The 23,591-nt window shown below is 69.7% G+C and carries 23 protein-coding genes; 14 read left to right on the top strand and 9 right to left on the bottom strand.

What is annotated here, in order from left to right:
* Nucleotides 1-11: 11 nt before the first annotated feature.
* Nucleotides 12-1,076, bottom strand: a complete 1,065-nt coding sequence (locus tag OG496_RS08750; RefSeq protein ID WP_366495305.1) for a LacI family DNA-binding transcriptional regulator — start codon at nt 1,074-1,076, stop codon at nt 12-14.
* A 178-nt stretch (nt 1,077-1,254) separates the two neighbouring features.
* Here OG496_RS08750 and OG496_RS08745 point away from each other — a divergent pair, with 178 nt between their 5' ends.
* Nucleotides 1,255-2,208, top strand: a complete 954-nt coding sequence (locus OG496_RS08745; RefSeq protein WP_366429001.1) for an ROK family protein — start codon at nt 1,255-1,257, stop codon at nt 2,206-2,208.
* Nucleotides 2,209-2,253: 45 nt separating this feature from the next.
* On the opposite strand, the gene OG496_RS08740 is transcribed toward OG496_RS08745, so the two are convergent.
* Complete coding sequence (locus tag OG496_RS08740) at nt 2,254-4,278, bottom strand: NPCBM/NEW2 domain-containing protein (protein ID WP_405970302.1); 2,025 nt, start codon at nt 4,276-4,278, stop codon at nt 2,254-2,256.
* A 194-nt stretch (nt 4,279-4,472) separates the two neighbouring features.
* On the opposite strand from OG496_RS08740, the gene OG496_RS08735 reads away from it, so the two are divergent.
* The 8 genes from OG496_RS08735 (at nt 4,473) to OG496_RS08700 (ending at nt 13,115) form a co-directional block, all read left to right on the top strand.
* Complete coding sequence (locus OG496_RS08735) at nt 4,473-5,444, top strand: TIGR01777 family oxidoreductase (protein ID WP_405970301.1); 972 nt, start codon at nt 4,473-4,475, stop codon at nt 5,442-5,444.
* Nucleotides 5,445-5,474: 30 nt separating this feature from the next.
* The gene (locus OG496_RS08730) at nt 5,475-5,669 is read left to right on the top strand and encodes a hypothetical protein (RefSeq protein ID WP_266868329.1); all 195 of its coding nucleotides are present in this window, start codon (nt 5,475-5,477) and stop codon (nt 5,667-5,669) included.
* 143 nt (nt 5,670-5,812) lie between these two features.
* The gene (locus OG496_RS08725; RefSeq protein WP_405970300.1) at nt 5,813-6,853 is read left to right on the top strand and encodes an NUDIX domain-containing protein; all 1,041 of its coding nucleotides are present in this window, start codon (nt 5,813-5,815) and stop codon (nt 6,851-6,853) included.
* Nucleotides 6,854-7,103: 250 nt separating this feature from the next.
* Complete coding sequence (locus tag OG496_RS08720; protein ID WP_405970299.1) at nt 7,104-8,921, top strand: ABC transporter family substrate-binding protein; 1,818 nt, start codon at nt 7,104-7,106, stop codon at nt 8,919-8,921.
* 112 nt (nt 8,922-9,033) lie between these two features.
* The gene (locus OG496_RS08715; protein ID WP_365306446.1) at nt 9,034-10,020 is read left to right on the top strand and encodes an ABC transporter permease; all 987 of its coding nucleotides are present in this window, start codon (nt 9,034-9,036) and stop codon (nt 10,018-10,020) included.
* On the top strand, nt 10,013-10,933 hold the full coding sequence (locus OG496_RS08710; protein ID WP_366495299.1) for an ABC transporter permease: 921 nt from the start codon (nt 10,013-10,015) through the stop codon (nt 10,931-10,933). The genes OG496_RS08715 and OG496_RS08710 overlap by 8 nt, the downstream gene beginning before the upstream one ends.
* Nucleotides 10,934-10,950: 17 nt before the next feature.
* Nucleotides 10,951-12,048, top strand: coding sequence for an ABC transporter ATP-binding protein (locus OG496_RS08705; RefSeq protein WP_405976583.1), 1,098 nt, complete (start codon nt 10,951-10,953; stop codon nt 12,046-12,048).
* Complete coding sequence (locus OG496_RS08700) at nt 12,045-13,115, top strand: ABC transporter ATP-binding protein (RefSeq protein ID WP_405970298.1); 1,071 nt, start codon at nt 12,045-12,047, stop codon at nt 13,113-13,115. The genes OG496_RS08705 and OG496_RS08700 overlap by 4 nt, the downstream gene beginning before the upstream one ends.
* On the opposite strand, the gene OG496_RS08695 is transcribed toward OG496_RS08700, so the two are convergent.
* Genes OG496_RS08695 through OG496_RS08685 form a run of 3 tightly spaced genes read right to left on the bottom strand, consistent with a single transcriptional unit; the run spans nt 13,088 to nt 15,825 of the window.
* Nucleotides 13,088-14,143, bottom strand: a complete 1,056-nt coding sequence (locus OG496_RS08695; protein WP_405970297.1) for a protein kinase family protein — start codon at nt 14,141-14,143, stop codon at nt 13,088-13,090. The two genes, OG496_RS08700 and OG496_RS08695, sit on opposite strands and share 28 nt — an antisense overlap.
* A 15-nt stretch (nt 14,144-14,158) precedes the next feature.
* Nucleotides 14,159-14,461, bottom strand: a complete 303-nt coding sequence (locus OG496_RS08690) for a DUF1905 domain-containing protein (RefSeq protein WP_405970296.1) — start codon at nt 14,459-14,461, stop codon at nt 14,159-14,161.
* An 8-nt stretch (nt 14,462-14,469) separates the two neighbouring features.
* Nucleotides 14,470-15,825: a dipeptidase gene (locus OG496_RS08685; RefSeq protein ID WP_405970295.1), complete on the bottom strand. Its 1,356-nt coding sequence runs from the start codon at nt 15,823-15,825 to the stop codon at nt 14,470-14,472.
* A gap of 132 nt (nt 15,826-15,957) precedes the next feature.
* Here OG496_RS08685 and OG496_RS08680 point away from each other — a divergent pair, with 132 nt between their 5' ends.
* Nucleotides 15,958-17,226, top strand: coding sequence for a geranylgeranyl reductase family protein (locus tag OG496_RS08680; RefSeq protein WP_366495293.1), 1,269 nt, complete (start codon nt 15,958-15,960; stop codon nt 17,224-17,226).
* On the opposite strand, the gene OG496_RS08675 is transcribed toward OG496_RS08680, so the two are convergent.
* Nucleotides 17,216-17,665, bottom strand: a complete 450-nt coding sequence (locus OG496_RS08675) for a nitroreductase family deazaflavin-dependent oxidoreductase (RefSeq protein ID WP_019065153.1) — start codon at nt 17,663-17,665, stop codon at nt 17,216-17,218. The two genes, OG496_RS08680 and OG496_RS08675, sit on opposite strands and share 11 nt — an antisense overlap.
* A 167-nt stretch (nt 17,666-17,832) precedes the next feature.
* Here OG496_RS08675 and OG496_RS08670 point away from each other — a divergent pair, with 167 nt between their 5' ends.
* The 3 genes from OG496_RS08670 (at nt 17,833) to OG496_RS08660 (ending at nt 20,524) form a co-directional block, all read left to right on the top strand.
* Nucleotides 17,833-18,525 carry a TetR/AcrR family transcriptional regulator gene (locus tag OG496_RS08670; RefSeq protein WP_405970294.1) on the top strand — a complete coding sequence of 231 codons (693 nt, stop codon included), beginning with the start codon at nt 17,833-17,835 and terminating at the stop codon, nt 18,523-18,525.
* Between the two features lie 116 nt (nt 18,526-18,641).
* A complete protein-coding gene (locus OG496_RS08665; RefSeq protein ID WP_405970293.1) occupies nt 18,642-19,862 on the top strand; it encodes a sensor histidine kinase in 1,221 nt (406 codons plus the stop codon).
* The gene (locus OG496_RS08660) at nt 19,859-20,524 is read left to right on the top strand and encodes a response regulator (protein ID WP_405837399.1); all 666 of its coding nucleotides are present in this window, start codon (nt 19,859-19,861) and stop codon (nt 20,522-20,524) included. The genes OG496_RS08665 and OG496_RS08660 overlap by 4 nt, the downstream gene beginning before the upstream one ends.
* Here the strand turns inward: OG496_RS08660 and OG496_RS08655 are convergent.
* Nucleotides 20,485-20,772 carry a DUF6332 family protein gene (locus OG496_RS08655; RefSeq protein WP_405970292.1) on the bottom strand — a complete coding sequence of 96 codons (288 nt, stop codon included), beginning with the start codon at nt 20,770-20,772 and terminating at the stop codon, nt 20,485-20,487. The two genes, OG496_RS08660 and OG496_RS08655, sit on opposite strands and share 40 nt — an antisense overlap.
* Before the next feature lie 73 nt (nt 20,773-20,845).
* On the bottom strand, nt 20,846-22,336 hold the full coding sequence (locus OG496_RS08650) for an MFS transporter (protein ID WP_405970291.1): 1,491 nt from the start codon (nt 22,334-22,336) through the stop codon (nt 20,846-20,848).
* A gap of 87 nt (nt 22,337-22,423) precedes the next feature.
* Between OG496_RS08650 and OG496_RS08645 the strand changes: the two genes are divergently transcribed.
* Complete coding sequence (locus OG496_RS08645; protein ID WP_366495287.1) at nt 22,424-22,801, top strand: MarR family transcriptional regulator; 378 nt, start codon at nt 22,424-22,426, stop codon at nt 22,799-22,801.
* A 7-nt stretch (nt 22,802-22,808) separates the two neighbouring features.
* Here OG496_RS08645 and OG496_RS08640 read toward each other — a convergent pair whose 3' ends face one another.
* Nucleotides 22,809-23,549 carry a maleylpyruvate isomerase family mycothiol-dependent enzyme gene (locus tag OG496_RS08640; protein WP_405970290.1) on the bottom strand — a complete coding sequence of 247 codons (741 nt, stop codon included), beginning with the start codon at nt 23,547-23,549 and terminating at the stop codon, nt 22,809-22,811.
* Nucleotides 23,550-23,591: the final 42 nt, after the last annotated feature.

Raw genomic sequence — 23,591 nt, 5'->3', positions numbered from 1 at the left:
CCACGCGCCCCTCAATCCGTCGGAGGCAATTCGCCCGACCCCCGGGTGATCAACCGGGTCGGCAGCTCGATGCGTTCCGGGGCGAGGAGCGTGCCGTCCAGCTGGCGGAAGAGGCGGTCGGCGGCCGTGCGGCCGAGAGTCGCCGCGTCCTGGGCGACGACCGTCACGCCCGGCTGGAGGAGGTCGGCGAGTTCGAAGTCGTCGAAGCCCACCAGGGCGATCCGGCGGGACTGTTCGGCGAGGACGCGGACGACGGTGACCGTCACGCGGTTGTTGCCGGCGAAGATCGCGGTGACGGGGGAGGGGCCGGTCAGCATCTCCTCGGCGGCCCGGCGCACCCGGACCGGGTCGGTCACGCCGAGGGACATCCAGGCGTCCTCGACCGGTATCCCCGCGTCCTCCATCGCGGCCCGGTACCCGCGCAGCCGCTCGACGGCCGTGTGGATGCGGGGCATGTCGCCGATGAAGCCGATGCGCCGGTGGCCGTGGGAGATGAGGTGGGTGACGCCGTCGCGTGCGCCGCCGTAGCTGTCGGAGAGGACGACGTCGGCGTCGATCTTCCCGGCCGGGCGGTCCACGAACACGGTCGCGACGCCCGCCTTGATCTCCGGCTCCAGGTAGCGGTGGTCGTCGCCGGCCGGGATCACCACCAGACCGTCCACGCGCCGGGCGCACAGCGCGAGCACCAACTCCTGCTCGCGGTCCGGGTCTTCGGCGCTGGAGCCGTTGATGAGCAGGGCACCATGGGCGCGGGCGACCTCTTCGACGGCGCGGCTGAGAGGGCCGTAGAACGGGTCGGCGAGGTCCTCCAGGACGAGGCCGATGCTGGCCGTGCGGCCCTTGCGCAGGACGCGGGCGCTGTCGTTGCGACGGAAGCCGAGGGCGTCGATGGCCTCCTGGACGCGGCGCTCGGTGTCGGGGGTGACGCCCGGTTCGCCGTTGACCACGCGCGACACCGTTTTCAGGCCGACACCGGCACGCGCGGCCACGTCCTTCATAGTGGGACGGTTGCCGTAGCGGTTCTCGGGGCGGCGGGCGGTCTCTGGCACGATGCGCTGTCCTGTCCTGTCGTCCACGGGGGATGCATAGGTCCATGGGTTTGTATGAGGATGTGGCGTCGAGCATAGAGCCTGGACAACGTTGTCATATGCGAGAGAGACTGTCCACCGATATCTCCGGCCTGCGCCCCCACCGCGAGACCGGCCCAACTCACCTTCTGGTGGTTCTCATGTTTGACGGGGAGATCTGACACTGATGCACACCGACCTCGTGGCCGCGCTCGACATCGGCGGCACCAAGATCGCCGGGGCGCTGGTGGACGGCCACGGCAAGATCCTGGTGCGAGCACAGCGCCCGACGCCCTCGCAGGACGACGGCGACACCGTGATGCGAGCCGTGGAGGAGGTGCTCGCGGAGCTGACCGCATCGCCCTCGTGGTCCCGCGCGAGCGCCCTCGGCATCGGCAGCGCGGGTCCCGTGGACGCCTCCGCCGGCACCGTCAGCCCGGTCAACGTGCCCGGCTGGCGCGACTATCCGCTCGTCGAGCGGGTGCGCGCGGCGGCCGGTGACCTGCCGGTCTCGCTGATCGGCGACGGCGTGGCGATCACCGCGGCCGAGCACTGGCAGGGCGCCGCACGCGGACACGCCAACGCGCTGTGCATGGTCGTCTCCACCGGAGTCGGGGGCGGCCTCGTGCTCAACGGGCAGCTGCATCCCGGGCCGACCGGCAACGCGGGCCACATCGGCCACATCAGCGTGGACCTGGACGGCGACGCCTGCCCGTGCGGTTCGCGCGGCTGCGTCGAGCGGATCGCCAGTGGTCCCAACATCGCCCGGCGGGCGGTCGAGGGCGGCTGGCGACCGGGTCCCGACGGCGATGCCTCGGCCGCGGCCGTTGCCGCCGCCGCCCGTGCCGGTGACCCGATCGCCGTGGCCTCCTTCGAGCGGGCCGCGCAGGCCCTCGCCGCCGGTATCGCGGCCACCGCGACCCTCGTCGAGATCGACATCGCCGTGATCGGCGGGGGAGTCGGCAAGGCGGGCGACGTGCTGTTCACGCCGCTGCGCAAGGCACTGAGCGACTACGCGACGCTGTCCTTCGTGCAGCGGCTGACGGTGACGCCGGCTCAGATGGGCACGGACGCCGGGCTGGTGGGAGCGGCCGCGGCCGCACTCGCCGGACAGGCGAGCACGACCGCGGCCGGGGTGTGAGCGACCTACCGGACGAAACGTTCGTTCAGTGGCCTATGCCCTTGTTCAGCACGTGAGTTGAGCGTCCGCCCAGTCCGCGTGGTCCGAGTCGATCCCGTCGCCGCCGTCGGTGACGACGAGTCGGACCACCTGGGCGCCGGTCACGTCCGCCGTGATCGGCTGGGCGGGCATCGCGTTGGTGAGGACGCCGGTCGAGGCGACCTTCGTGCCGTCCGCCCAGATCTCGAAGGCGACGGTCCCGTTGGCGCCCTTCTCGTCGTCCACACCGACGTCCGCGGTGACCTTCTCGCACGTCTTCCCGGTGTAGTACTCGACGTCGCTCGCGGCGTGGACCCCAAGTCCCTTGGCGTACACCACTCCACCGAGGGTGATCGGATGACCGTCCCCCGCCGCGCTCTCCCCGTTGCTGGTGTTGCGCTCAACGGGCCCCCATCCATTGGCTGTTGACATCCACGGAAGGTCACCGAGGTACGAGGTGCCCGTAGGGGGAGCTACCACCACGGACGCGGTGAACGGCAGTGTGCTGCTGACACGCATACCGCTCGGCGAGCGGTAACTCGCCTTGAGCGTCAGGTCGTACGACCCCGTCGGCGTCCCCGAGGGAGCGGTGACCGTCCACTTCGTGCGCAGCGACCTGCCGGTCCGTACGGCTTTGGCGGTCGTCGACGACTTGGCCCGCACCTTCCAGCCCGCGGGCCCGGTCAGGCTCACAGAGACGTGTTCGGCGGTCGTACGGCCCAGGTCGGTGACCGTCGTCGTGAGCGGGGTCGGGGTGGCCGCCTGGACCAACGGGGCGCTGTCCAGGCCGAGTTCGACGGCGGGCGGGTTCTTGAGCGCGTGCCGGTCGGCGGAGACCCGTACGAGGACCGTGCCGTGGGCCGGGACGGTCGCGGAGATCGCGCCCGCGGTGTTGTAGCTCCTGTGCTGCCACAGGTCGCGCAGGGTGTACGCGTGGGCGTTCGGGAGGCCTACGGCCGCCGCGGTCGTGGCGATGCGCTGGGCGCTGCCGGTCTCGTTGAAGAGCGCGACCGTACGGCTGCCGTCCTTCATCTCCTTGGCGACGACCCAGCGTCCGCCCTCGGACGTGACAACGTTGCCCTGCTTGCCCAGCGGGTCCTGGTCGACCGCGATGACCTCCTTGTTGTCGAGGATGTCGAAGGTCGCGGGGGTCGCCGTGCGCAGGTCCGAGCCGATGAGGAGGGGCGCGGCCATGATCGACCACATGGAGAAGTGCGAGCGGTACTCGGTGTCCGTCATGCCGCCGTTGCCGACCTCCAGCATGTCGGGGTCGTTCCAGTGCCCGGGACCGGCGTAGGGAGCAAGTGGCAGGTTCTGCTTGAGGATCGACAGCATCGAGCCCCAGTTGTCGCTGATGTCACCGGTCGTGCGCCAGAGGTGTCCGACGTCCGCGGCCCACTCCCAGGGCTTGTTCTCGCCCCACTCGCAGATGCTGAAGACGATCGGGCGGCCGGTCGCCTTCAGGGCGTCGCGCATGGTGGTGTAGCGCAACTTGGCGTCCACGCCTTGGTTGTTGCAGTTGTCGTACTTGAGATAGTCCACGCCCCAGTCGGCGAACTGCTGCGCGTCGCTGTACTCGTGGCCCAGACCGCCCGGGAATCCGGCGTCGTTGCACGTCTTCGTGCCGGCGCTGGTGTAGATGCCGAGCTTGAGCCCCTTGGAATGCACGTAGTCCGCGACGGCCTTGATGCCGTGCGGGAAGCGGACCGGGTCGGGGACGAGCTTGCCGTCGGCGTCGCGGTTCGACAGGGCCCAGCAGTCGTCGAGGTTGACGTACTGGTAACCGGCCGCCTTGAGGCCCTTGTTGACGAAGATGTCCGCGATGCCCTCGACCATCGACTCGTTGAACTCGGCACGGCAGTTGGTGGAGTTCCAGTTGTTGAAACCCATCGGAGGCGTGAGCGCCTGACCGTCGGCCAGGGCGGGGGAGACGGGGTCCTGCGAGGGAGCGGCTACGGCCGGCGCGGCGAGGCCGGCCGTGCACAGCAGCCCTGCGGCGAGCGCTCCGACCACTCTTCGGCGGGTCGTGCGGGTGTGAGGGTGACGCGTCATTACGTTCCTCCGGACTCGCGAAAGATGGGATCACTTCCTGTGCATGTCATGTGCGCGATTACGTTAGGACGTGTCGAACTCTGTTGGAAGAGTTGCGTATTTATTGTTCGACTTTCCATCGCGCACGTTTTGAACGCGTTCAACTTTCTGCGCTAGGCTCACTCCCGAGCAGCCCGAACGGAAGGGGGAGCCCGGTGAAGATCGTCATTCCCGGTGGCACGGGACAGGTGGGCGCGATCCTGGACCGCGCCCTGACCGAGGCCGGTCACGAGGTCGTCGTCCTGACCCGGCGGCCGAGGCGCGACCGCGAGGTGTGGTGGGACGGCGAGACCCTGGGCTCCTGGGCCCGGGAGATCGACGGCAGCGACATCGTGATCAACCTGGCGGGCCGCAGCGTCAGTTGCCGCTACACCCCCGCCAACCTCAAGGCCATGATGGACTCGCGCGTGCGCTCCACCCGGGTCGTCGGCGAGGCCGTCGCGGCCGCCGTACAACCGCCGCGTGTCTGGCTGCAGATGAGCACCGCCACCGTCTACGCCCACCGCTACGACGCCCCCAACGACGAGGCCACCGGCGTGATCGGCGGCGCCGAACCCGACATACCCGACTACTGGTCCTACAGCGTGGAGATCGCCAAGAACTGGGAACGCGAGCAGGAACGCGCAGACACCCCGCACACCCGCAAGGTCGCCCTGCGCGCCGCCATGGTGATGAGCCCGGACCGGGGCGGCGTCTTCGACGTCCTGTCGGGGCTGGTCCGGCTCGGGCTCGGCGGTCCGGTCGCGGGCGGTGCCCAGTACGTCTCCTGGATCCACGACCAGGACTTCGTCCGCGCGGTCGAGTTCCTGATCGACCGGGACGACATCGCCGGGCCGGTGAACCTCGCCGCCCCCGGACCGCTCCCGCAGCGCGCCTTCATGCGTGTCCTGCGCGCCGCCCGGGGAGTCCCCGTCGGACTGCCCGCCACGAAGTGGATGGCGGAACTGGGCGCCCTCGCGCTGCGCTCGGACACCGAACTCCTGCTGAAGAGCCGCCGGGTCGTCCCGGGACGGCTGCCGGCGGAGGGGTTCACCTTCGACCATCCGCAGTGGCCCGAGGCGGCCGTGGACCTGGTGCGGCGGGCGCGCGGCGGCGCGGGTTCCATCCGGCGGGCCGTCCGGGCGTGACCCCGGCGCGCCTCGTCAGTTGAACGGGGCATGAAGAAGCGCAGCATGCTGGCCATCGCCTCCCTCGCCACCGGTTTCGTCGTCGCCGCGATCTCCCCGTCGCACTCCCACGACCACGACGTACTCGGCGATCTGAACGTCAAGGACACCGTGGGTTCCGTGGATCACCTCGTCAGCGACGGCAGCTTCGCCGCCGACGAGGGAGTCCTGGGAGAGAACAGCTGATACCGGTCGAAAGCGTACGGCGCCGGTGCCTCGTCGGAGGGGGCACCGGCGCCGTCGTATGTGGGCTCTCAACTGCGGCTGGTTTCCGTGGCAGGGTGGAACGGGCAAGCCTCAGGGGGCCAATAGAAGAGGGGGAACTGTCCGTGATCGTCTGGATCAACGGCGCGTTCGGTGCAGGCAAGACCACCACCGCACGGGAACTGATCGAACTGATCCCGAACAGCACGCTCTTCGACCCCGAGGTCATCGGCGGAGCACTGCCGTGTCTGCTCCCGCCCAAGCACCTCGCAGAGGTCGGCGACTTCCAGGACCTGCCGATGTGGCGGCGGCTCGTGATCGACACGGCGGCGGCCATGCTCGCCGAGCTGGGCGGGACCCTCGTCGTCCCGATGACCCTGCTGCGCCAGGAGTACCGGGACGAGATCTTCGGCGGTCTGGCGGCCCGCCGGGTCACGGTCCGGCATGTCCTCCTGGCTCCGGCGGAAACGATCCTGCGCGAGCGAATAGCCGGCCGGGAGGTCCCACCGGACCTCCCCGACGGCGAGATCAGGACACGGCAGTGGGCATACGACCACATCGAGTCGTACCGTGCCGCCCTCGGTTCCTGGCTCACCGCCGACGCCCATCTCGTCGACACCAGCGCGCTCACCCCGTACGAGACGGCCGCCCGGATCGCCGGGGCCGTCGGCAGCGGTGCCGTGCCGGTGTGCGACATCGTGCAGACCCCGGAGCCCACCTCCGAGACCCTCGCGGCCGGGGTGCTCCTCTTCGACGAACAGGACCGCGTCCTGCTCGTCGACCCCACCTACAAGGCCGGTTGGGAGTTCCCCGGCGGTGTCGTCGAATCCGGCGAGGCACCCGCCCGGGCCGGCATGCGCGAGGTCACCGAGGAGACCGGCATCGTGCTCGACGAGGTCCCCCGCCTGCTCGTCGTCGACTGGGAACCGCCCGTACCACCCGGCTACGGCGGACTGCGCCTCCTCTTCGACGGCGGCCGGCTGGACGCCGCCGTGGCCGATCAACTGCTGCTGCCCGGACCGGAGTTGCGCGGCTGGTGCTTCGCCAGCGAGGAGGAGGCCGCCGATCTGCTGCCGCCGGTCCGCTACGAGCGGCTGCGATGGGCGCTCCGGGCCCGGGAACGCGGGGCCGCGCTCTACTTGGAGGCGGGCGTACCGCTCGGCTGACGACACGTCAATTTGCGGTCAGATCAACGATGTTGGACGTGACTTTGCCTTTTCGGGGACACGACCTGGCGATTTTGCGGGGTGCGGGTCATTCCGATAACAAAGCGAGGGTGAATTGTCGCCTTCCCGGTATGAACAAGAACGTGAAGAAGGTACATCGGAGCTCTAACGTCTTTGCGCAGCTCAGTTCTCTCGCGGCCGCCGGCCGCCTTGACGGGACCGGACCTTCCGCCGGTCGAAGGAGAGGAACATGCGCGCGCCATCCTCGGCCCTCACCCGGGCCCTCACTCTCGCCGCCGGGCTCGCCCTGGTGCTCACCGCCTGCAGCAGCAGTGGCGGGGGCGGCGGTTCCAACAAGGGCAGCTCGGCCGGGCTCACGTCCTGCAACACCGTGGGCAAGGCCAACACCTGCAACTCGGCCGCCACCAAGTCCGGCGGAACGTTCACCTATGTGCTGGAGAAGAACATCCAGCAGTGGAACGTCCAGGACGTCAACGGCAACACCTTCGAGAACGGGGAGGCCCTGGAGGTCGTCCTGCCTCAGGTGTTCATACCCCAGCCGGACTTCACCGTCGCCCTCAACACCGACCTGGTGACCTCGGCGACGCAGACCAGCACCAGCCCGCAGACCATCGTCTACAAGATCAACCCGAAGGCGGCGTGGAACGACGGCACGCCCATCACCGCCGACGACTTCACCTACTACTGGCGCACCAACAACGGCAAGGACTGCCCGCCGCCGCCCGCCAGCGACTCCACACAGACCCACGGCTGTCTGCCGCAGAGCACCGCGGGCTACGACCGGATCAAGTCCCTCACCCCGTCCGACAACGGCAAGACCTTCACCATGGTGATGTCGAAGCCGTACTCGGACTGGAAGTCGCTGTTCGGCGCGGGCTATCCGCTCTATCCGGCCCACACCGCCGAGAAGCTCTCCGGCGCCAAGGCCGGTGACGCCGCCGCCATGACGGCCACGCAGATGGCGCAGGCCTGGCAGTACTTCCTGAAGACGCCGCCCACCAAGTACCCCACGGCGGGCGCCTACAAGATGCAGCAGTGGGTCGACAACGACCACGCCACCTACGTGCCCGACCCCAAGTGGACCGGCGCGAAGAAGGCCACCCTGCAGCGGCTGATCTTCAAGGTCATCTCGGACGCCACGCAGGAACCAACTGCCCTGAAGAACAACGAGGTTCAGGCGATCTACCCGCAGCCCGAGGTGGACCTGGTCAACCAGGTCAAGGACATCCCCGGCGTCACCTACACCATCGGCAACGGGCTGACCTGGGAGCACTTCGACCTCAACCTGCACAACCCGGTGATCGGCAAGTACCTGGCGCTGCGGCAGGCTATGTTCACGGCGATCAACACCAAGGACATCATCGCCAAGACGGTCGGCCAGTTCGACCCGGCCGTGAAGCCGCTCGGCAACCACAACTTCGTTCCCGGACAGGCCGGTTACAAGGACGTGGTCTCCGCCTCCGGCCAGGGATCGGGTGATCTGGCCAAGGCGAAGGCGTACCTCACGGCCGCCAAGTTCACCGGTGTGGGTACGGCGTTGAAGACACCGGACGGCAAGGCCGTCGGACCCTTCAACTGCCGTTACACCACCGGGAACCAGATCCGGCAGAGCGAGTGCCAGATCCTGCAGAGCAACCTGGCGAGCCTCGGCATCAAGATCACCATCAAGCCGATCGGCGCCGCCGACCTCGGCACGGTTCTCTCCGGGCACCAGTACGACATCATCGTCTTCGCCTGGGTCGCGGCGCCGTTCCCGAGCAGTGGCGCCCAGCAGAACTGGTTCACCGGCGGTGGCGGCAACTTCGGTGGCTACAGCAACAAGACGGCCGACTCCCTGATCTCGCAGGCCGTGGGTGAGACCGACGCGACGAAGTCCGCCGCGCTCCTCAACCAGGCCGACCAGCTCATGGTGAACGACGCCTACGTCCTGCCGCTCTACCAGAAGCCGACGTTCCTCGCCGTGCAGACGCGGTTCGTGAACATGCGGAACAACGCCACGAATGTGGGCCCGGCCTACAACACCGGCACGTGGGGCCTGAAGAAGTAGTCCTACGGCTGACAGCTCCACCGGCACGCCCGTCGAGCCCGGCCCCGCGACACCGGGGCCGGGCCCGGCACGGACGGCATCTCCGACCCGCCGGCCTCCGAGAGAAGACCGCATGCTCGCCTACACCGTGCGCCGCATCCTCGTCTCCATCCCCGTCCTGATCATCTCGACGTTCATCGTGTTCCTCGTCGTCATCAACTCCGGCGACCCGGTGGCGAACTTCGCCACCTCACGGCAACCCGCGCCCAGCAAAGCGGCGGTGGCCGCCTTCGCCCGGCACATCCACGCCAACCAGCCGGTGATGGAACGCTATTGGAACTGGATCACCGGCGTCCTGCACGGCGACTTCGGCCCGTCCGTGCAGGCCAACCTGAACATCGGGCACGACCTGTTCACCCGGTTCAAGGTGACCATCACCCTGGTCGCCGCCGCGATGATCCTCGCGCTGATCATGGCCGTCGTGTTCGGCGTGTTCAGCGCGATCCGCCAGTACTCCGCCGCCGACTACACGATCACCTTCTTCGGCTTCCTGTTCCTCGCCATGCCCGTCTTCTGGTTCGCGGTCCTGCTCAAGCAGGCCGGGATCTGGTTCAACCAGAAGACCGGCAGCCAGTTCCTCGGCACCATCGGCGAGAAGTCGCCGTACCTCGAAGTCGACACCACCTGGAACCAGTTCACCGATCACGTGGGCCACCTCATCCTGCCCACCATCACCCTGGCGCTTGTCTCCTTCGCGTCCTGGACCCGCTACACCCGCGCCTCCATGCTGGAGGTCCTCAACAGCGACTACGTACGGCTCGCCCGCGCCAAGGGGCTGCGGCGCGGCAGGGTGATGACCCGGCACGCGCTGCGCACCGCCCTCATCCCGCTCGCCACCGTGACCGCGCTCGACATCGCGATCATCCTGGGCGGCGCGGTGATCACGGAGACGATCTTCCAGTGGCACGGCATGGGCGAGATGCTGGTCCAGGCGGCGACCACCCTCGACGTCTACCGCACCATGGCCTGGCTGTTGCTCTCCGCCGTCGTCGTCATCGGGTTCAACCTCATCGCCGATCTGCTCTACGCCGTACTCGACCCGAGGATCCGCTATGACTGACATCGAGGCACCGGGGTCCGCGGGCACGCAACTACCGCGCGGGGACCACGAGTTCACCGTACGACAGCGCACCCAGACGCAGCTGGTGCTGCGCCGGTTTGTGCGTCACCGGGCCGCGATGGTCAGCCTGGTCGTGTTCGTGCTGATCATCCTGTGGGCGTTCATCGGCCCGCACCTGTGGCACTACTCGTACCAGAAGTACACCGAGGACAACTCCAAACCCCCTTCCCTGAAGCACCCGTTCGGCACCGACTCCTCGGGGTACGACGGCTACGCCCAGGTCATGCGCGGCACCCAGACCTCGCTCAAGATCGCCATCATGATCGCGCTCGGCTCCACGCTGCTCGGCGCGATCTGGGGAGCCGTCGCCGGCTTCTACCGGGGCATCGTGGACGCGGTCATGATGCGCATCGCCGACCTGGTGCTGACGCTGCCCCTGTTCGCGATCGCCCTGGTCATCTCCTCCCGTACAGGCGGCTCCTGGTACTGGATCGCCATCGTGATCGCCGGACTCACCTGGGCGTACGTGGCCCGTGTCGTGCGCTCGGCCGTACTGTCGCTGCGCGAGAAGGAGTTCATCGAGGCGGCGCGGGCGCTCGGTGCCTCGGACACCCGGATCATCTTCCGGCATCTGCTGCCGAACGCGCTGGGCCCGATCATCGTGAACGCGACGATCCTGGTGGCGACCGGCATCCTCACGGAGACCGCGCTCTCCTTCCTGGGCTTCGGCGTCCAACCTCCGGACACGTCGCTGGGGTTGCTGGTCTCACAGGCGCAGACGGCGGTCGAGACCCGGCCCTGGCTCTTCTACATCCCCGGCGCGTTCATCATCGCCATCGCGCTGACCATCAACTTCATCGGCGACGGACTGCGCGACGCCTTCGACCCCCGGCAGCAAAGGGTGCGACAGTGACGACCACGAGTCATGGAGTGCACGAGGTCCCCGTGACGTCCGCCGTGCTCGAAGTCGACGACCTCAGCGTGGAGTTCGCCACGGAGGACGGGCTGGTACGGGCCGTACGCGGCGTCGGCTACCGGCTCGACCGGGGCGAATCGCTGGGCATCGTCGGCGAGTCCGGGTCCGGGAAGTCGGTGACCGCCCTCGCCGTGATGGGGCTGCTGCCGACCGGCGCCAAGGTGCGCGGCTCGGTCCGCTTCGAGGGCACCGAACTGCTCGGACTGTCCGACGCGCGCCTGTCCGACCTGCGCGGCAGCGGCATCGCGATGATCTTCCAGGACCCGATGACCTCCCTCAACCCCGTCTACAACGTGGGCTATCAGATCAGCGAGACCCTGCTCCGCCACAACCCCGAGATGAAGCACAAGGACGCCCGCAGACGCGCGATCGAACTGCTCGGCACGGTCGGTATCCCCAGCCCCGAACGGCGCATCGACAGCTACCCGCACGAGATGTCTGGCGGCATGCGCCAGCGCGTCGTCATCGCCATCGCGATGGCCAACGACCCGGACGTGATCATCGCCGACGAGCCGACCACCGCCCTCGACGTCACCGTGCAGGCCCAGATCCTCGAAGCCCTGGAGACCGCCCGCGCCGAGACCGGGGCGGCCCTCGTCCTCATCACCCACGACCTCGGTGTGGTGGCCGGCCACACCGACCGGGTCGCGGTCATGTACGCCGGCCGGATAGTGGAGACCGGCTCCGTCGAGGACATCTTCTACACCCCGCGCATGCCCTACACCCTGGGCCTGCTCGGCTCCCTGCCCCGCATGGACCGCGAGGAGGCACGTCTCACCCCCATCACCGGCTCACCGCCGAGCCTGCTCAACCTGCCCCCCGGCTGCCCCTTCTCGCCCCGCTGCCCGATGCACCGCGACGTGTGCGACACGGACGAACCCGCCCTGCGCAGGGCCGGCGGCGACCTCCACCTCAGTGCCTGCCACTTCGCCGACGAACTCGTCGACACCGGCGCCGACCAGGTCTTCGACGCCGTCGGCGCGGACACCGAGGCCCTGGCCCGCTTCGCCGACGCGGCCACCGCCACGAACCCCGAGGAGGACGCCGTATGACCGCGCCCGCGCAGGCCGCCAGCCCCCTGCCGCCGCTGCCCGGCCACGGCGGCACCGGTGAACCGGTCCTCCAGGTAAGGGACTTGGTCAAGCACTTCCCGGTGATGTCCAAGGGCGTCATCCGCCGCCGCGTCGGCGACGTGCACGCCGTTTGCGGGGTCTCCTTCGACCTCCACGAGAACGAGACCCTGGGCCTGGTGGGGGAGTCGGGCTCCGGCAAGACGACGATCTCCCGCACCGTCCTCGGCCTGGAACGCGCCACCTCGGGCCGGGTCCGCTACGGCGAGCACGAACTCACCGAGCTGAGCAGACGTCAGATGCGGCCGCTACGGCGCGAGTTGCAGATCGTCTTCCAGGACCCGTACGCCTCCCTCGACCCGCGGATGACCGTCCACGAGATCGTCGCCGAGCCGCTGCGCATCCACGGCCGGTACGGATCCGGCGCGGGTGCCGAGGTGGGCGAACTCCTGCGCCTGGTCGGACTCAACCCCGAGCACGGCAACCGCTTCGCCCACGAGTTCTCCGGCGGACAGCGCCAACGAATCGGTATCGCACGGGCGTTGGCCCTGCACCCGAAGGTGATCATCCTCGACGAGCCGGTGTCAGCGCTCGACGTGTCCATCCAGGCGGGCGTCCTCAACCTCCTGATGGACCTGCAGAGCGAACTCAGCCTGTCCTTCCTCTTCGTCGCCCACGACCTGTCGGTGATGCGACACGTGGCCGGCCGGGTGGCCGTCATGTACCTGGGACGGCTGGTCGAAATCGCCCCGGCCCGGCAGCTGTTCGCCCGCCCGGCGCACCCGTACACCCAGGCCCTGGTCTCCGCCATCCCGCTGCCCGACCCGCGCAAGGAACGCGCCCGCAAGCGGATCACCATCCAGGGCGACGTCCCGAGCCCGGTCCGCCCGCCCAGCGGCTGCCGCTTCCGCACCCGCTGCCCCAAGTTCGCGAACCAGCTCACCGACAGCGAACGGACGTCGTGCGTCGAGGAGATACCGGCGCTGGTGGACCGGGGTGGGGGCAACCCGGTCGCTTGTCACTACGCGGAGAGCGTGGAGTTGCTGTAGTCGAGGCCGAGTTCCTCGGCGGACAGGTACGGGGTCAGTCTGCTTTCGTCGCACAGACGGCGGTTGAAGTCGCCCACCGTCGCGCCGAGTTGGGCGTACCGGGAGATGAGTTCCGCGGCTGCCCGGGGGATGCCCTCGGGCCGCTTGCCGTCGACGCACGCCCGGATGAAGTCCTCGCGCTCGTCCCTGCCGTAGCCGTACTGGTCCACGACGAGCCAGTGCACCAGGTAGGAGAAGGCGTAGGCGCGGTCGTAGTGACGGTGGTGGTCGTAGAAGTCCCGTTCGTCCGCCGTGAGTTGGAAACGTGGGGAGAGGGCGAGGCCGTAGTCGGCGAGGTAGAGCTGCTGTCCGTCGGTGAGGATGTTCCTGAAGTGGACGTCGAAGTGCGTGAGTTGGCGCTCGTGGAGGAAGCCGGTGACCGCTTGGAGTCCCTGCTCCACGAGGGCGCAGGCGGTGTCGGGGTCGTCGGTGCGCAGCTGCTCGGAGAGCCAGTCGTGGAGGGTGTGCGGCAGGTGTTCCATGAACAGGGTCAGACTCGCGGACGCCGTGCGCAGGGCCTCGATGTGCCCACGTCCGCCGCCCCAGTAGGCCACGTTCCGTTCCACGTCGGCGAGTTCGTCGGGCAGCGGCTGTGGTGTGTCGGGCAGTACGCGCCAGTGGTGGAGGAGGGGGAAGCCCGGAAAGCGGCCGGACAGCACCCAGTTGGTCGTCATCTCGTGCGTGGCCAGCTCGCGCCAGACGCCGAAACCGGGGCTGGGGACAGCGCCGATGCCGTAATGGCAGTAGGCGGGCGCCCCGAACACGTTGGCCGTGGACCGGACGTTCTCCGGCCGCCGCTCGACATCGGTGAGCTGCATCCGTTTCACGAACACCCTTCGGCCGTCCACCTCGATCATCGCCGAGCGACCGCCGACGCTGGTGCCCAACGGCGTGCCGGCCTCGACCAGTTCGGCGAGTTCGTGGTCGGAGAGCAGGGCGAGGGACGTGGCGATGTCGCTGTGGGCGACGAGGCGCGAGGTGGGAGCCATGTCTCCCATCTTCGGTCAGCCGACCGGGAGTTGGAGGTCGATGGTCATTTCCACCGTCACTTCGTCGTCCGCCCCGAGCCCCTGCGACTTGCGCACGGCGTTCTTGAGCGGCAGCAGATAGCCGCCGTCCTTGGGGAAGAGCGACGTGGTGAACAGCACGTCGCCGATCCTGGCCTCGACCGGGATGACACCCCAGCCGTACGAGGCCAGGGCGGCGACTTCGCGGATGTCCGCCGACTCCTCGTCCGGCACGGGGACGAAGTAGTACGGGGACGGCCCGCGCCACTCGATCACCCGGCCGGTGAAGACGAACCGCATGGACGCGCTCAGTTGGCCGCGTAGTTCTGCAGGAACAGCGCCTCCGCCACCGACAGCCGCTCCAACTCCTCAGGGGACACGCTCTCGTTGAGGGCGTGGATCTGGGCCTCCGGCTCGCTGAGGCCGATGAGGAGGATCTCGGCCTGCGGGTAGAGGGCCGCGAGGGTGTTGCACAGCGGGATGGAGCCGCCCTGGCCGGCGTACTGCATCTCCTGGCCGGGGTAGGCGACCGCCATCGCGTCGGCCATCGCCGTGTACGCCGGGCTGGTCGTGTCGGCGCTGAACGGCTGGCCCTGGCCGATCTGTTCGGTGCGGACACGGGCGCCCCACGGAGTGTGGGCCTCCAAATGGGCCTGGAGCAGCCTGGTCGCCTCGGCCGCGTCGACGCCCGGCGGCACCCGCAGGCTCACCAGCGCGCGGGCGCCGGCCTGCACCGACGGCGTCGCGCCGACGACCGGCGGGCAGTCGATGCCGAGGACCGTGACGGCCGGACGTGCCCAGATGCGGTCGGCGACCGTGTCGGAACCGATCAACTCGACGCCGTCCAGCACCTTCGCGTCCTTACGGAACTGCTCCTCGTCGTAGGCCAGCCCCTCCCAGGCCGCGTGGGCCGCGAGCCCGTCGACCGTCGTCGAGCCGTCCTTGCCACGCAGCGAGTCCAGTACGCGGATCAGTGCGGCCAGCGCGTCGGGCGCGGCGCCGCCGAACTGGCCCGAGTGCAGGTTGCCTTCGAGGGTGTCGACCTGCACGCGCACCATGGTCATGCCGCGCAGGGTCGAGGTGACCGTGGGCAGACCGACCCGGAAGTTGCCTGTGTCGCCGATCACGATCGTGTCGGCGGCGAGGAGGTCGGGGTGTGCTTCCGCGTACCGCTCAAGCCCGCCGGTGCCCTGTTCCTCCGAGCCCTCGGCGATCACCTTCACGTGCACCGGGACACCGCCGTTGGCCTTGAGGGCGCGCAGCGCGAGCAGGTGCATGATCACGCCGCCCTTGCAGTCGGCGGCGCCGCGCCCGTACCAGCGGCCGTCGCGCTCGGTCAGTTCGAACGGCGGGCTCGTCCAGCCGGCCTCGTCCAGCGGGGGCTGCACGTCGTAGTGGGCGTACAGGAGCACGGTCTTGGCGCCCTCGGGGCCGGGCAGGAAGCCGTAGACGGACTGGGTGCCGTCCGGGGTGTCGAGCAGGGCCACGTCCTGGAAACCCTCGGTGCGCAGCGCGTCGGCGACCCAGTTCGCGGCGCCCTCGCTCTCGCTCTTCGGGAACTGGTCGAAGTCCGCCACCGATCGGAAGGCCACCAGCTCGGTGAGCTCCGTCCGCGCCGTGGGCATCAGCGAGGCGACGGTCTCGGCGACCGGATGCGACGACATGGGCACGCTCCTTGTGGGTGCGACGTTGTACGAATGATGCCGTCGATCCTCCCACAGCGGTCTGTGGCGATGTCCGCCGTAGGATGCGGGGGACAGGTGCGGCAGCGGCTTGATCGGGAGCAGTAGACCATCGTGAGCAGCGAGAACTCTTCGGCGGACGACGAACAGCGGGTGTGGGACGTCGTCGTGGTGGGCGCGGGACCCGCGGGGGCTTCGGCCGCCTATGCGGCGGCGGTCGCGGGACGGCGCGTGCTGTTGCTGGAGAAAGCCGAGCTGCCCCGCTACAAGACATGCGGCGGCGGCATCATCGGACCCTCCCGCGACTCCCTCCCGCCCGGCTTCGAACTGCCGTTGAAGGACCGGGTGCACGCCATAACCTTCTCGAACAACGGGCGGTTCACGCGGACGCGCCGGTCCCGGCAGATGTTGTTCGGGCTGATCAACCGGCCCGAGTTCGACCAGCAGCTCGTCGAGCACGCGCAGAAGGCGGGCGCCGAGCTGCGGACGGGCGTCACAGTGACACGAGTCGAGCAGCACGGCTCCGCGGTCCCGGACCGGCGTACGGTCGCGGTCGTGCTTCAGGGCGGTGAGACGGTGCTCGCACGGGCCGTCGTCGGCGCCGACGGCAGCGCCAGCCGCATAGGGGCGCACGTCGGGGTCAAGACCGACCAGGTGGACCTTGGCCTGGAGGCGGAGATCCCGGTGCCGGAGACGGTCGCCGAGGACTGGAAGGGCCGGGTGCTCATCGACTGGGGCCCCATGCCCGGAAGTTACGGCTGGGTCTTCCCCAAGGGCGACACGCTCACGGTCGGGGTGATCTCCGCGCGCGGTGAAGGCGCCGCCACCAAGCGGTACTTGGAGGACTTCATCGCCCGGCTCGGCCTCGCCGGCTTCGAACCGAGCATCTCCTCAGGGCACTTGACCCGCTGCCGGGCGGACGACTCGCCGTTGTCGCGCGGGCGGGTGCTGGTCTGCGGTGACGCGGCGGGACTGCTGGAGCCGTGGACCCGTGAGGGCATCTCGTTCGCGCTGCGGTCGGGACGGCTCGCGGGGGAGTGGGCGGTGCGGATCGCCGAGGCGCACGACGCCGTGGACACCCGCCGTCAGGCACTGAACTACGCGTTCGCGATCAAGGCGGGGCTCGGCGTCGAGATGAGCGTCGGCAAGAGCATGCTGGCGATCTTCGAGAAGCGCCCGGGTCTGTTCCACGCCGCCCTCACCGGCTTCCGGCCGGCCTGGAAGGCCTTCATGGACATCACCCGGGGCTCGACGACGCTCGGCGAACTCGTACGCAGCCACCCGATGGCACAGCGCGCGCTGACCGCGATCGACCGCAGGAACGCGGAACCTGTCGAGCGCGTGGAGCCCACGGAGCCCGTGGAGGGCGAGGTCAGCTCCTGACCGTGACGTGGAACACCGGGTGGTCGGGGGCGATCCGGCGCAGCTCGTCGTCGGAGGAGTCCGGGCCGACTCCTCCGAAGAACACCCCGACCTCGGCCTTCCACCGCTTGAGGTAGGCGCGCAGCAGCGGCACCTTGTCGTCGCCGGTGACCTCGGTCGCGGTGAACGCGTCGACCTTCTTGCCGAGCCGCAGCTCGCCGCCGCCCGCCGCCCGCATGTTGTGCGTCCACTGGACGTGCCCGCGCGGGGCGACGAGGTACTGCTGTCCGTCCACCGTCAGCAGGTTCACCGGGGTGGTCCGCCACTCGCCGCTCTTCCGGCCGCGGACCGCCAGCACGCGTGAACCCCAGACGCTGAGACCGCGGCGGGTGAACCAGGCGACGGCGCGGTTGAAGACGTTCACAGTGAACCAGCCGGGCTTCTGGACGTGCGTGCTCATGACGACTCCTGGGTTTCGGAGAGCGTGGCTCACTTTTGTGAGCACTGCTCTCGCTCTCGGGAACAGTCTGCATCGGCAGGGCGATCCAATGCAAGAGCGGTGCTCTCTTTTTTGTCCGCCGCTCTCGTTTGTGTGCGCTGCTCTGATTCCGTGCCACACTGGCTCGTATGAGCACCACACAAGGCGCCCGCGCCCGAGCCCGGATCGAGGTCACCGCGGCCATCAAGGACGAGGCGCGCAGACAGCTCGCCGCGGAAGGGGCCTCGAAGCTCTCGCTGCGTGCCGTGGCCCGCGAACTGGGCATGGTCTCCTCCGCCCTGTACCGGTACTTCCCCAGCCGTGACGATCTGCTGACCGCTCTCATCATCGACGCGTACGACTCTCTGGGCGAGGCCTCGGAAGCGGCGCACTCCGAGGTGGCGGATGCGGTTCCGGTACGGCGCTGGGTCGCTGTGTGCGAGGCGGTGCGGGAGTGGGCGCTTGCGCATCCGCACGAGTACGCGCTGATCTACGGCTCGCCGGTTCCGGGGTACGTCGCTCCCGAGACCACCGTTCCGTCCGCCGCGCGGGTTGCCCTTCTCCTTATCGGGATCGCGCGGGACGCGGAGCGGGACGGCACCCTGACCGAACCTCCGCTCCCTTCCGGCCTCCGCCCCGAGGGGGAGCGCATGGTCGCGGACTTCGCCGGTGACCTTCCGCCTGCGGTGGCCGTCGCTCTGGTCGCCGCGTGGGCCGAGCTGTACGGGTTGGTCAGCTTTGAGCTCTTCGGTCAGTTCCGGCGTGTAGTGGAGGACCGGGGGCCGTTTTTCCGGCATGCGGTACGACGGCTCGCGCTTGGGGTGGGGCTCGCGGACGTGTGAGTGCCCTGATGCAGCCCCGCGCCCCTTTCAGGGGCCGCCGTACTCCCTGGGGAGTATGCGTGATCACCTCGTCCGGCCGACGCCGTTGGTGCCGCGCGGCGTCTAGCGTGACGTGCATGGACGAGCAGCGGGTGCGCGGTGGGGGACCGCCGCAGTGGTGGCGTCACGGACCGCCGTGGGGCGCGGCGGTGGCGCCGACGCGGTGGCCGTGGCGCTCCACGTTGCTGGTCACCGTGTTCGTGCTGGGCGGCAGCAACTTCGCCTCGCACAGCCAGCCCGACCGCGTTCACCTCGACTTCTACGCGCGCGTGCTGCTCGTCGTCGGATCGGGGCTGCTCCTGTGGCGCCACCGGTACCCCGTGTGGGTGGCCTTCGGCACCGTGTTCGCGACCGTGCTCTACTTCGGCGCCGGATATCCGTACGGCCCCGTCTTCGTGCCCGTCGCACTCGGCTGCTTCAGCGCGGTCGTCGCCGGTCGCCGCTGGGCCGCCTGGAGCGCGCTCGGTGTGCTGTGGGCGGCGCATCTCCTGATCGCGCACTGGCTCTACCGGTGGCTGCCCCCGCAGCATGACCACGGAATGCCGTGGGGCCGTGAACTGGCCGTCGCCACCTGGATGGTGGCCATCGCCGCGATCTCCGAACTGGCCCGCACCCGCCGCGACCAGTGGACCCGGGAGCGGGCCGAGCGCGCCCAGGCGGCCCGGCGCCGCGCCGACGAGGAACGGCTGCGGATGGCCCGCGAACTGCACGACGTCCTCGCGCACAGCATCTCCGTCATCAACGTCCAGGCGGGCGTCGGCCTCGCCCTCCTCGACTCCGACCCCGAGCAGGCCCGCACGGCCCTCACCACCATCAAGGCCGCCAGCAAGGAAGCACTCGGCGAGGTCCGCCAGGTTCTCGACACCCTGCGCGCCCCGGGTGACGCCCCGCGCGCCCCGGCCCCCGGCCTCGACCGGCTGCCCGAACTTGTGCAGCAGGCGGCGAGCGCCGGCCTCACCGTCGCGGTCGACGGAACACCGCCCCGCCTCCCGCCCAACACCGACCTCGCCGCCTTCCGCATCGTCCAGGAGGCGCTCACCAATGTCGTACGCCATTCCGGTTCGCGGCACGCGCGCGTGCACGTAGAACACGACCCCCGGGAGCTACGGCTGCGCATCGACGACGACGGGCCCGCGACCGGTGCGGACGCCGGGGGCAGCGGGAACGGGCTGGCCGGAATGCGGGAGCGGGCCGCCGCGCTCGGTGGCACGATCGAGGCGGGCGCGCGCCCGGACGGCGGCTTCCGGGTGCTCGCCGTACTGCCGCTGAAGGTCACGCCGAAGGAGGACGACCGGTGATCCGCGTACTGCTCGCCGACGACCAGGCCCTGGTCCGGGCCGGCTTCAAGGCGCTGCTGGACGCGCAGCCGGACATCGAGGTGGCCGGTGAGGCGTCCGACGGCGAGGAGGCCGTGCGCACGGTGGGCGAACTGCGCCCCGACGTCGTCCTGATGGACATCCGCATGCCGCTGCTCGACGGCCTGGCCGCGACCCGCCGGATCACCGGGGACGGCGACCTCAAGGACGTGAAGGTGGTCATGCTGACGACCTTCGAACTCGACGAGTACGTCTTCGAGGCGATCCGCTCCGGCGCCTCCGGCTTCCTGGTCAAGGACACCGAACCGGACGAACTCCTGCGCGCCGTAAGGGCGGTGGTCGAGGGGGACGCGTTGCTGTCGCCGGGCGTGACCCGCCGCTTGATCGCCGAGTTCGCGGCCCGCTCCAAGGAACCCGCGACCGCCGACGCCCTCACCCAACTCACCGAGCGGGAACGGGAGGTGATGGCCCTGGTCGGCATCGGACTGTCCAATGACGAGATCGCCCGCCGCCTCGTCGTCAGCCCGCTGACCGCGAAGACCCACGTCAGCCGCACGATGGTGAAGCTCGGCGCCCGGGACAGGGCCCAACTGGTCGTGCTGGCCTACGAGTCGGGGTTGGTGCGCCCCGGCTGGCTGGGCTGACCGGCACCCTGCCGATACCGGTACAGCACGGTCGCCACTCGGAGGAAGAACACAACGGGGACGAGCACGAGCGCCCCACGCACCAGCAACGTCTCGACGACACCCGGCAGTTCGAACAGCAGCGCCGGCCCGGCGACCGCTCCGAACAGCACCGCCGCCACGAACACCGCGCTGACCAGGGCGTACCCGATCTCCACGGTCATCGCGTCCCGCTCGGCCTGCGTGCGCCGTCCCCCGGTCGTCGTCATCCCGAAAGTCTCACACGTGTGCGCCCGGCGCAGCAATCGGCTCCGCCGGGCGCACACTCAGGGAGGCGTCCCCCTAGTCACGCAGCGCCACGCGCTCCGCTTCCGCCTCCGTCACAGTGGACTTGGCTACGACGATGGACTGTTGGGCACGGCGGGTGCGCAGCCCCGGCAGCGTGATCAGCAACCCGGCGAGCGCGATGAACGTCACCACGACGAGCCCGGGCCGGTAACTGTCCAGCACGGCCTGCGGGGTGGCGTGCGCCGGGGCGTGGGCGGTGACCACGGCCGTGACGACGGCCAGGAAGATCGCGCCGCCGACCTGCACCGAGGTGTTCAACAGCCCGGAGACCATGCCCTGTTCGTGGTCGTCGACCCCGTTGGTGGCCTGGATGTTGAGCGAGGGGAAGACCAGCGCGAAGGCCGCGCCGATCAGCAGCATCGACGGCAGGATGACCGACGCGTACACCGGGTCGACGCTGACCCGCAGGAACAGGGCGTACCCGACGACCATCAGCGCGAAGCCCACCACGATCAGCCGCTGGGTGCCGAACCGGTCGACGATCGCGCCCATCTTCGTCGAGGACGCCGCCACCAGCGCACCGGCCGGCAGGAAGGCGAGCGCCGTGTGCAACGCCGACCAGCCGAGCAGCTGTTGCATGTACAACGTGACCAGGAACTGGAAGCCGACGTACGACCCGAAGAGGGCCATCGCGCCGAGCTGCGCGCGGATCTGGTTGCCGGAGCGCAGCACCCCGAGCCGGATCAGCGGTCCCGCGGAGCGCCGTTCGACGTACACGAAGACGGTCAGCATGACGGCAACCGCCAGGAACGAAAGGAGAGTTCGGGCCGAGGCCCAGCCGACTTCCGGCGCCTGCACGACGGTGAACACCAGCAGCAGCATCGACGCGGTGCCGAGAACCGCGCCCGGGATGTCGTAGCCGTTGTGGTCCTTCTCGCGTTCGCTGCGGGGCAGCAGCTTCAGGCCGGCGAGGAGGGCGAGCAGGGCGATCGGCGCGGGGAGCAGCATGGTGAGGCGCCAACTGGCCTCCGTGAGCAGGCCGGAGAGGACCAGGCCCATCGAGAAACCGGTGGCCGCGCAGGTGGTGTAGATGGACAGGGCGCGGTTGCGCAGTGGGCCCTCGGCGAAGGTCGTCGTGATGATCGACAGGCCGGCCGGTGCGGTGAAGGCCGCGCTGAGGCCCTTGATGAAGCGGCTGGCGATCAGCAGCGGGCCCGAGTCGACGAGCCCGCCGAGCAGCGAGGCCACCGCGAAGACACCCAGGGCGACCAGGAAGACCTGACGCCGGCCGAGCAGGTCGGCGGTCCGGCCGCCGAGGAGGAGCAGGCCGCCGTATCCCAGGATGTAGCCGCTGACGATCCATTGGAGCGTCGAGGTGGAGAGGTCGAGTTCGGAGCCGATGGAGGGCAGGGCGACGCCGACCATCGACACGTCGAGCGCGTCCAGGAACATCGCGGCGCAGAGCACCAGCAGGGTGCCCCACAGCCGTGGGGTCCAGCGGACCGCCGAGGACGGGGCCGCGGGAGGGGAGAGCGGAGAGGTCATGCCGCAGACACTACATGCGCGTGCATCGAATGCAAGCGCATTTAATTCCAATGCAACAAACCCGTTTCTCTGCTACGGTGCGCTGTCATGGCGGCGAAGAAGGCCGAGCAGGCGCTCGTGGACCAGTGGCGGGAGATGCTGGCGCTGCATGCCCGCACCCAGTGCGAACTCGACCGCGCTCTGCATCAACACGGCCTGTGCGGCAGCGACTTCGAGGTTCTGGACGTACTGTCCGCGGAGTCCTGCGCGTTCCGCGTCCAGGAGATCTCCGAGCGTGTCCATCTGAGTCAGAGTGCTCTGTCCCGCCTGATCGCCCGGCTGGAGAAGGACGGTCTGGTCGAGCGGGGTATGTGCGCGGAGGACCGGCGGGGCGTCCGCGTGACCCTCACGGACAAGGGGCGGACACTGCACGGCGAGGTACTCCCGTTGCAGCGCGCGGTGTTGACGAAGATGCTGACCAGCTGACGGATCGTCAGCTCCAGGTGACGGCGGACTTCTCCCGCCACAGCGCGGCGACCGACGTGTCACCGGTCACGCTCGGGAACGGCCCCCGGTTCCACAGCGCCCGGTACAACTGCCCAGCGGGACCGGCCAGTTCGCAGTCGGCGCCCCCGGTGCCGTCCCGCTCGGCGGCGGGCGGTTCCTGGGACAGTCGTACGGTCCACACGGCGCCGTCCGCGTCCGTCGCCCGCACCCGCAGCACTCGGGGTTCCTCGCTGCGGACCCGGCTCTTGCGGCGGCCGTGGAAGCCGCGCAGCAGCTCGTCGATGCCGTCGGCCGCGAAGTCCGGGGCGATCTCGCCGGCCATCCCGCCGCGCGCCGCCTCGGCGTCCATCCGGTGCACGGTCGTCTCGTGCGCCTGCCGCCGCGCCCAGAAAGCGAGCGGCGACGGCGCCGCGAAGAACTGCCAGCACGCCACGTCGGGCGGGGCGGCGGAGAGGGTGTCCACGAGGGAGCGGTGCCCCGCCCGGAACCAGGCCACCAGCTCGGCGCCGTCCAGGTCCGGGAGGCCACCGTCGGGGTGGTACTCGGTGTGCGCCTCTGCGACGAACGCGGTCGCCCAGCGATGCACCATCCCCGTGTGCCGCAGCAGATCCCGCACCTGCCACCCCGGACAGGGCGGCACCTCGGCGTCGACGCCCGCCTCCTCGGCGGCCGAGGCCAGCAGGCCGCCCTCCCGGTCCAGGGTCCGCACGAACGCATCGGTGTCCATGCGGCCGAGTGTGCCGTATCGCAGGGGTGGTGCGCGCGTCAC

The organism is Streptomyces sp. NBC_00988, assembly GCF_045162645.1.
Classification (GTDB): Bacteria; Actinomycetota; Actinomycetes; order Streptomycetales; family Streptomycetaceae; genus Streptomyces.
The sequence above is the reverse complement of the archived record's forward strand: the minus strand, read 5'-3'. Positions and strand labels throughout refer to the sequence as shown.

Coding starts and splice junctions, on each gene's coding strand:
- OG496_RS08745 (WP_366429001.1), top strand. CDS start 1,255: ATGCACACCGACCTCGTGGCCGCGCTCGACATCGGCGGCACCAAGATC.
- OG496_RS08740 (WP_405970302.1), bottom strand. CDS start 4,278: ATGACGCGTCACCCTCACACCCGCACGACCCGCCGAAGAGTGGTCGGA.
- OG496_RS08730 (WP_266868329.1), top strand. CDS start 5,475: ATGAAGAAGCGCAGCATGCTGGCCATCGCCTCCCTCGCCACCGGTTTC.
- OG496_RS08720 (WP_405970299.1), top strand. CDS start 7,104: ATGCGCGCGCCATCCTCGGCCCTCACCCGGGCCCTCACTCTCGCCGCC.
- OG496_RS08715 (WP_365306446.1), top strand. CDS start 9,034: ATGCTCGCCTACACCGTGCGCCGCATCCTCGTCTCCATCCCCGTCCTG.
- OG496_RS08710 (WP_366495299.1), top strand. CDS start 10,013: ATGACTGACATCGAGGCACCGGGGTCCGCGGGCACGCAACTACCGCGC.
- OG496_RS08700 (WP_405970298.1), top strand. CDS start 12,045: ATGACCGCGCCCGCGCAGGCCGCCAGCCCCCTGCCGCCGCTGCCCGGC.
- OG496_RS08695 (WP_405970297.1), bottom strand. CDS start 14,143: ATGGCTCCCACCTCGCGCCTCGTCGCCCACAGCGACATCGCCACGTCC.
- OG496_RS08690 (WP_405970296.1), bottom strand. CDS start 14,461: ATGCGGTTCGTCTTCACCGGCCGGGTGATCGAGTGGCGCGGGCCGTCC.
- OG496_RS08685 (WP_405970295.1), bottom strand. CDS start 15,825: ATGTCGTCGCATCCGGTCGCCGAGACCGTCGCCTCGCTGATGCCCACG.
- OG496_RS08675 (WP_019065153.1), bottom strand. CDS start 17,665: ATGAGCACGCACGTCCAGAAGCCCGGCTGGTTCACTGTGAACGTCTTC.
- OG496_RS08670 (WP_405970294.1), top strand. CDS start 17,833: ATGAGCACCACACAAGGCGCCCGCGCCCGAGCCCGGATCGAGGTCACC.
- OG496_RS08665 (WP_405970293.1), top strand. CDS start 18,642: ATGGACGAGCAGCGGGTGCGCGGTGGGGGACCGCCGCAGTGGTGGCGT.
- OG496_RS08655 (WP_405970292.1), bottom strand. CDS start 20,772: ATGACGACGACCGGGGGACGGCGCACGCAGGCCGAGCGGGACGCGATG.
- OG496_RS08650 (WP_405970291.1), bottom strand. CDS start 22,336: ATGACCTCTCCGCTCTCCCCTCCCGCGGCCCCGTCCTCGGCGGTCCGC.
- OG496_RS08645 (WP_366495287.1), top strand. CDS start 22,424: ATGGCGGCGAAGAAGGCCGAGCAGGCGCTCGTGGACCAGTGGCGGGAG.
- OG496_RS08640 (WP_405970290.1), bottom strand. CDS start 23,549: ATGGACACCGATGCGTTCGTGCGGACCCTGGACCGGGAGGGCGGCCTG.